Raw genomic sequence first — 6,688 nt, forward strand, 5'->3', positions numbered from 1 at the left:
TGGCACCAATGGGATGAAAGGGTGACCCGCAGTTGCGCCTCACGAGGGAATCGGCGTCGCTTGGGGCTGGGGCTGGGGCTGGGGCTGGGGCTTCGGTTTCGGCTTGGGCTTCGGGTTGGCCGTCTTGTCGCCCGTGAACGCCTCGTACTCCTTCAGGACCTCGTCCGTCGGCCCGTCCATGCGCAGCTCGCCGCGCTCCAGCCACAGGACGCGGTCACAGGTGTCGCGGATCGACTTGTTGTTGTGGCTCACCAGGAACACCGTGCCCGCGTGCTTGCGCAGCTCGCGGATTCGGGCCTCGGAGCGCTTCTGGAACGAACGGTCACCCGTCGCCAGCGCCTCGTCGATCAGCAGGACGTCGTGGTCCTTGGCTGCCGCGATGGAGAACCGCAGGCGGGCCGCCATGCCGGAGGAGTAGGTGCGCATGGGGAGGGTGATGAAGTCGCCCTTCTCGTTGATGCCGGAGAAGTCGACGATCTCCTGGTAGCGGTCGCGGATCTGCTCGCGGGACATGCCCATGGCCAGGCCGCCGAGATGGACGTTGCGCTCGCCGGTGAGGTCGTTCATCAGGGCCGCGTTCACACCGAGGAGGGAGGGCTGGCCGTCGGTGTAGATACGGCCGTTCTCGACCGGGAGGAGCCCGGCGACCGCCTTGAGCAGCGTCGACTTGCCGGAACCGTTGGTGCCGATGAGGCCGATGGCCTCGCCGCGGTACGCGACGAAGGACACCTTCTTGACCGCGTGCACCTTGCGCACACCGGCCGCCTTCTCGGCCTGACCGCGACGCAGGATGCGGTTGAGCGCGGCGGTCGCGGAGCCGCGGCCGGCGCCCGTGCCGTTGACCCGGTAGACGATGTCGACGCGGTCGGCGATGACGGTCGGGGTCTTGCCGCCGGCGTTCTCGCGCGTGCTCTCGCCCATCTCGCCCATGGTTCCGGTGGTGCTCTCGCCCATGGTCCCGGTGGTGTTCCCGGTGGTGTTGTCAGCCACGGCCGTAGGTCTCCTCAGCCTTCCAGAAGTAGATGAAGCCACCGACGCCGGCGAGCAGGGCCCAGCCCGTCGCGATCGCCCACACGTGCGTCGGGAGCTGCTCCGCGTGGAAGCTGTCGATGAGTGCGAAGCGCATCAGGTCGATGTACACGGCGGCGGGGTTGGCCTGGAGGATCGACGTCACCCAGGACGGCCAGTCCGTGTGCTTGCTGGTCATGTGGCTGATGCTGAACATCACGCCCGACGCGTACATCCACGTGCGCAGCACGAACGGCATCAACTGGGCGATGTCCGGGGTCTTCGCGCCCATCCGGGCCATGACCATCGCGACGCCCGTGTTGAAGACGGCCTGCAGCACCAGCGCCGGGACCGCCAGCAGCCAGGACGCGGAGACCGGGATGCCGAAGCAGAGCAGGATCACCACGAGGGCCGCCATGGAGAACAGCAGCTGCTGGAGCTGCTGCAGCGCGAAGGAGATCGGCAGTGCGGCCCTCGGGAAGTGCAGCGCCCGGACCAGACCGAGGTTGCCTGAGATCGCGCGGGTGCCCGCCATGATCGAGGTCTGCGTGAACGTCCAGACGAACACGCCCGTCACCAGGAACGGGATGTAGTCCGGCACGCCACGGCTCGTGCCCATCAGCTCGCCGAAGATGAAGTAGTACACCGCCGCGTTCAGCAACGGCGTCAGCACCTGCCAGATCTGGCCGAGCTTCGCCTGGCTGTACTGGGCCGTGAGCTTCGCCGTGGAGAACGCGCCGATGAAGTGCCGGCGCGCCCACAACTGGCGGACGTACTCCGGCAGCGAGGGGCGGGCGCCGCTGACCGCGAGGCCGTGACGGGCGGCGAGTGCCGCGAGGTCGGCTTCGGGTGGGGTGGCGGCCTTGACGGGGGTGGGGGGCGGCGGGGGCGGTGTGTGGAGGGCCTGGGTCACATCCGCTGCTTTCGTTCGGGTGGAGGGGGGTGCTGCGACGTGGCTCTTATGTGCTTCTTCACGGACTCTTACGTCGGGACGGGACCGTACCGTCGCAACGCGAGCGTAGGACGACTTGGCGTCGGAACGCAACCGTTTCGTCGTGACGGCGACGGTGGCGCGCGTGGGGACGCAACCGCCTCGAATCGACGTGACGAGTCACGTGGCAACGGGACGGTTGCGTCGCGACCTGCGCCGCGGGGCGAGAACGTCTCGTCGGCACGCCCCCGTAGGAGTGAAACCGCTGCGTGAGGACGGGTCCGTTTCGTCGCTACGCCCTATGCTGGCCCGCATGACCACCAACCCCGACCAGCCCCAGGCGCGCTTGCGCCGTCGTCCCCCCGCCGGCGCAGCCGTACTCCGTGAGGACGTGACGGAGGCCATCCGGGCGGCCGTCTTCGAGGAGCTGGCGGCGGTCGGCTACGCGCGGATGTCGATAGAGGGCATCGCGCGCCGTGCGGGCGTCGGCAAGACCGCGGTGTACCGGCGCTGGCGTTCCAAGCTGCACCTGGTGCTCGACGTGGTGTCGGCGGTCGCGGTCATGGGCCTGCCCACACCGAACACGGGGACCTTGGAGGGCGACCTCCGGATGCTGTACGAGGTGACCTCGCGGGCCCTGCGCCACCCCGTGGTCTCCCAGATCATCCCCGACCTCCAGGCTGAGGCGGCCCGCAATCCCGAGATCGCGGAGGCGCTGCAGAAGGCGCTGGAGCAGGGCCAGGAAGGGGTGGCGAACAAGATCCTCATCGAGGCGGAGCGGCGCGGCGAGGTACGCATGGGCTTCGATGACGAGCTGGCACTCGACCTGATCTCGGGCCCTTTGTACTGGCGGATGGTGGTGGCTCGCGCCCCCAAGCTGCCCAAGGGCTATCTGGACGCCCTGGCCAGGGCCACGACGGCGGCGTTGAAGGCGCTGTGAGCGGGCCGCGCGCGTGTCAGCCCGCGAGTTTGGAGTGATCCGAACGACGGGCTCTGCTCACGCGCCCAGCCGCCCGGCCAGCTCCGCCAGGTCCTCCGCCTGAGCGCCGCGCTGCGCCGGGTAACTGCGCGCTCCCGCCCTCAACTGCGCGCCGCCCCCGGATGCAACCGCACCCACCCCTCCCACGCCGACGTGATCATGTCCTGCATGTCGTGCTTGGCCTTCCAGCCCAGTTCCGTGGCGATGCGGTCGGCGGAGGCCACCACGCGGGCCGGGTCGCCGGGGCGGCGCGGGGTGATGGTCGGGGGGCGGTCGTAGCCGGTGACGGCGTTGATGAGGTCGACCATCTCGCGGACCGAAACGCCCTCGCCGCGGCCGATGTTGAGGGTGAGAGCGTGGCCGGGGGAGGCCTGCAGCGCGCGGGCCGCGGCCACATGGGCCTCGGCCAGGTCGACCACGTGGATGTAGTCGCGGATGCACGTGCCGTCGGGGGTCGGGTAGTCGTCGCCGAAGATGCGCGGGGGCGCGTTCTCCGTCAGCCTCTCGAAGACCATCGGGATGAGGTTGAAGACGCCGACGTCCGCGAGCTCCGGAGTGGCCGCACCCGCCACGTTGAAGTAGCGCAGCGACGCCGTGGACATACCAGTGGCGCGCCCCGTCGCGCGGACCAGCCACTCGCCGGCCAGCTTCGTCTCGCCGTACGGCGACATGGGCGCGCACGGCGTCTCCTCCGTCACCAGGTCAACGTCCGGCATGCCGTAGACCGCTGCCGAGGAGGAGAAGACGAAGGACGGGACGTCCGCCGACGTCACGGCCTCCAGCAGAACCCGCAGGCCCTCGACGTTCTCGCGGTAGTAGTGCAGCGGGAGTTCCACCGACTCGCCGACCTGCTTCTTCGCCGCGAGGTGCACGACACCCGTGACGCGGTGCTCGGCCAGGGCGCGGGCGACGCGTTCGCCGTCCAGGGTCGAGCCGATGACCAGCGGCACACCGTCGGGCACGCGCTCGGCGATGCCGGTGGACAGGTCGTCGTACACCACGGCTTGCTCGCCGGCCTCGGTCATCGCCCGGACGACGTGCGCTCCGATGTAACCGGCGCCGCCGGTGATCAGCCAGGTCATGTGCGGCGGTCCCCTCGTCAGTGGCCTGTGTCCTGCGTGGTCGGGTCGGTTTCGCGGTCGGTCTCAGGGACAGTGAAGCAGTCGGCGGAGCCGGACGCCGAGCACGGACGCGACTCCCCGTAGGCCCGGTGCCGCTCGCAGCGACAGAGCTCCGGAGTGCGTGGCGTACGGCTGCACGAGCAACAGGGTGTGGCGGGCGCCGAGCACGGCGCGGCGGTGCAGCAGACCCGCGCCGGTGAGCGCGTGCGCCGTCACCTCACGGGATGCGCCGTCTCGGAAGAGCACCCGCAGTCGCAGGTCCCAGGTGCGCGCCGCGGTCCCGGACGGCGTTGAAGGCCCCGGTTCCTGGGGGCCCTCGAAAAGGCTCCAGTCGACGGTCACCTCCGCCGACCACATCCCCTCCGCCGACCGCACACCCTCTGCCGAGTACGTGAGCCCCACCGTCGTTGGCGGACCCGCCGGCTGCCCCGTCTCCCGGCACCGCCACTCCACCTCCAGTGCCTCCGGGGCGGCCTGTGCCACCCGCCCGTACAGCTCGTGCAGGCACAGCCGGAGGCGGGCGGCACGCGCGCGTGGACGCAGTTCGGCGTGCACGGCCAAGGGGAGGAGATGGACGGGTCGGGTCAGAAGGGGCTCCAAGGTCACCTGGGGCAGCGTGGGCGACCAGACGGGCGTGCCGTCGGCGGTCCGGGCGTAGGGCGGCAGGAGGCGGGCCGGGCGGGAGGCGAGGTCCCTGAGGCGGGGCAGGTCGCGGGGTTCGGGGGAGGCCAGGACGACGCGGCCGATGAGGCGGCCGGGCGCGGTGGGGTTCTGCGTCCAGTCGGACGCGTCGTACGCGGCGAGGTGCGCCCGCGTGTGCGCCCACCAGGCACGCTGGTACTGCGGGTCGTGAAGCCCCAGCTCGCGCGCGTACATGCGCAGTTCGTGGTCCAGGAACTTGGCCCGTGCCGCCCGCGCCAGTTCCTTGCGCCCGGCGCCCAGCAGGATCTCGTACGCCTGCCGGCTCGCCTCGGTGCGCGCCCGCCAGTTGGAGACGTCGGCGCGGTCCAGGGAGATCGAGAGCCGGTCCGCCGAGCGGCGCACGTGCCAGACGTACACCAGGTCCGGGACGAGGGCGATGCGTGGGCCGGCGGCGAGCACGCGCGCGGTGAAGACGAAGTCCTCGTAGGGAAAGCGGCCTTCGGGGAAGCGGATGCCGTGTTCGCGAAGGAAGTCCGTGCGGTAGAGCTTGTTGACGCAGAGCGTGTCGTGCACCAGGCGTGGGCGTTGTGCGGGGTGCTCGATCACGGCGTGCGCGGAGTAGAGGGGCCCCTGCCACGGCACTTCGCGCCCCCCGGGCAGCTCCCGGCGCACGCACAGCCCGCCGGCCACCGCGGCGTCCGCCCGGGTCGCCGCCGCGAGCAGCGTGTCCACCGCGCCCGGTGGGAGGACGTCATCGCTGTCCAGGAACATCACGTACGGCGACGTCACCCGGTCGAGCCCGGTGTTGCGTGGGCTGCCGCAGCCGCCGCTGTTGACCCGGCGTTCGACCACCGTCAGGAGTGGTTCGGTCGTCGCGAGTCGGGTGAGCAGTTCCGCGCTGCCGTCCGTCGAGCAGTCGTCGACGGCGATGACCTCCCGGACGGCGGGGCCCTGGGCCAGCGCCGAGCGCACGGCGGTCGTCACATGGGCGGCGTCGTTGTAGCCGATGACGACGACGGCGACGACGGCTTGCGGGGCGGGCGCGATACGGGGGCGGTTCATCACAGGTGATCGTAAGTCGTATGAATGCCTCATAAAGGATGCTGATGGGCATTGCGGAACGAGTACTGCTTACTATCCCTAAACATCACCTGATGTGACTACTGAGATCGATCAGCCGCCGCCAGGTGGATGCGGGCGTCGGCGAAAGAGGGCCCGGGCCAAGTGGAGAATCCTGGGCCCGGCGGGCTGCTCTTGGGCCTAGGGTTTCGATCATGTTCAAGTCAGGGGTGGGGTTCCTCGCGTTGTTCGGGCTCGGCTGGTGGCTGCTGGGTTCGAGCGCATTCGACGGGGTGATGCGGCAGGCCCTGCTGGTAAGTGGCTGTGCCGTCACGGTGGGGCTGATGCTCGCCGCGCGCCGTTTCCTTCCCTCGTCGGCAGGGGGGCCACTCCCGGTTGCCCGACGTCGGCGGTTCAACCAGATCAACGGGCTCCAGTGGCTGCTGATCATCGCCATCGTCGCGGTCTGCCGTCACGCCGGGGTGCCGGTGCTTGTTCCCCCGTTGGTCGCGGTCGTCGTCGGGCTCCATTTCCTGCCGCTGGCTGCGGTGTTCGAGCAGCCCCGCCTGCGCATACCGGCGGCCCTGTTGGTCGCTTCCGGCGCGGCGGGCATGGCCGTCTGGCTCGCGAACGGCCCGCACGAGACCGTTCGCCTCGTGGTGGGCCTCGCTTCTGCGCTCTCCCTGTGGGCCATGGCGACATGGACAGTCGCAGGGGTGGCCTCCGCTACCGGGCAAAGGCCAGGAAGTGAGGGATCCGGCGCGTGACCGCCACCGGGGCGAAACCGCCGTGCCGACGACAGCACCTCCGCGCCGTCGGCGACAGGGTGATTGCTGCCTGAAGCGGCCCTAGGTGTGCTGACCGGACAGGTTGGTGACGCGGCTGGCTGGTGTTTGGCCGCTGATGCCGGTGTGGGGTCGGTGGTAGTTGTACCAGTCCAGCCAGTCG

6 protein-coding genes are annotated in these 6,688 nt (G+C 70.3%); 2 read left to right on the plus strand and 4 right to left on the minus strand.

Annotation, left to right across the window (positions count from 1 at the left end; genetic code table 11):
- Positions 1-39 precede the first annotated feature (39 nt).
- Together ACFYNL_RS39160 and ACFYNL_RS39165 are read right to left on the minus strand one after the other, a co-directional pair.
- Positions 40-930: an ABC transporter ATP-binding protein gene (locus tag ACFYNL_RS39160; RefSeq protein ID WP_388812930.1), complete on the minus strand. Its 891-nt coding sequence runs from the start codon at positions 928-930 to the stop codon at positions 40-42.
- Positions 931-982: 52 nt separating this feature from the next.
- Positions 983-1,921, minus strand: a complete 939-nt coding sequence (locus tag ACFYNL_RS39165; RefSeq protein WP_388812906.1) for an ABC transporter permease — start codon at positions 1,919-1,921, stop codon at positions 983-985.
- 319 nt (positions 1,922-2,240) lie between these two features.
- Here ACFYNL_RS39165 and ACFYNL_RS39170 point away from each other — a divergent pair, with 319 nt between their 5' ends.
- Positions 2,241-2,879 carry a TetR/AcrR family transcriptional regulator gene (locus ACFYNL_RS39170; RefSeq protein WP_388812909.1) on the plus strand — a complete coding sequence of 213 codons (639 nt, stop codon included), beginning with the start codon at positions 2,241-2,243 and terminating at the stop codon, positions 2,877-2,879.
- A 140-nt stretch (positions 2,880-3,019) separates the two neighbouring features.
- Here the strand turns inward: ACFYNL_RS39170 and galE are convergent, their stop codons facing one another.
- Together galE and ACFYNL_RS39180 are read right to left on the minus strand one after the other, a co-directional pair.
- Positions 3,020-4,000, minus strand: coding sequence for a UDP-glucose 4-epimerase GalE (gene galE, locus ACFYNL_RS39175; RefSeq protein ID WP_388812912.1), 981 nt, complete (start codon positions 3,998-4,000; stop codon positions 3,020-3,022).
- 63 nt (positions 4,001-4,063) lie between these two features.
- Positions 4,064-5,743 carry a glycosyltransferase family 2 protein gene (locus ACFYNL_RS39180; RefSeq protein ID WP_388812914.1) on the minus strand — a complete coding sequence of 560 codons (1,680 nt, stop codon included), beginning with the start codon at positions 5,741-5,743 and terminating at the stop codon, positions 4,064-4,066.
- Positions 5,744-5,955: 212 nt separating this feature from the next.
- Here ACFYNL_RS39180 and ACFYNL_RS39185 point away from each other — a divergent pair, with 212 nt between their 5' ends.
- Entirely contained in the window at positions 5,956-6,507 is a 552-nt protein-coding gene (locus tag ACFYNL_RS39185; RefSeq protein WP_388812917.1) for a hypothetical protein, read from the plus strand.
- The last annotated feature ends 181 nt before the right edge of the window (positions 6,508-6,688 follow it).

This window comes from Streptomyces sp. NPDC007808 (assembly GCF_042868655.1).
In the GTDB taxonomy this organism is placed as follows: domain Bacteria; phylum Actinomycetota; class Actinomycetes; order Streptomycetales; family Streptomycetaceae; genus Streptomyces.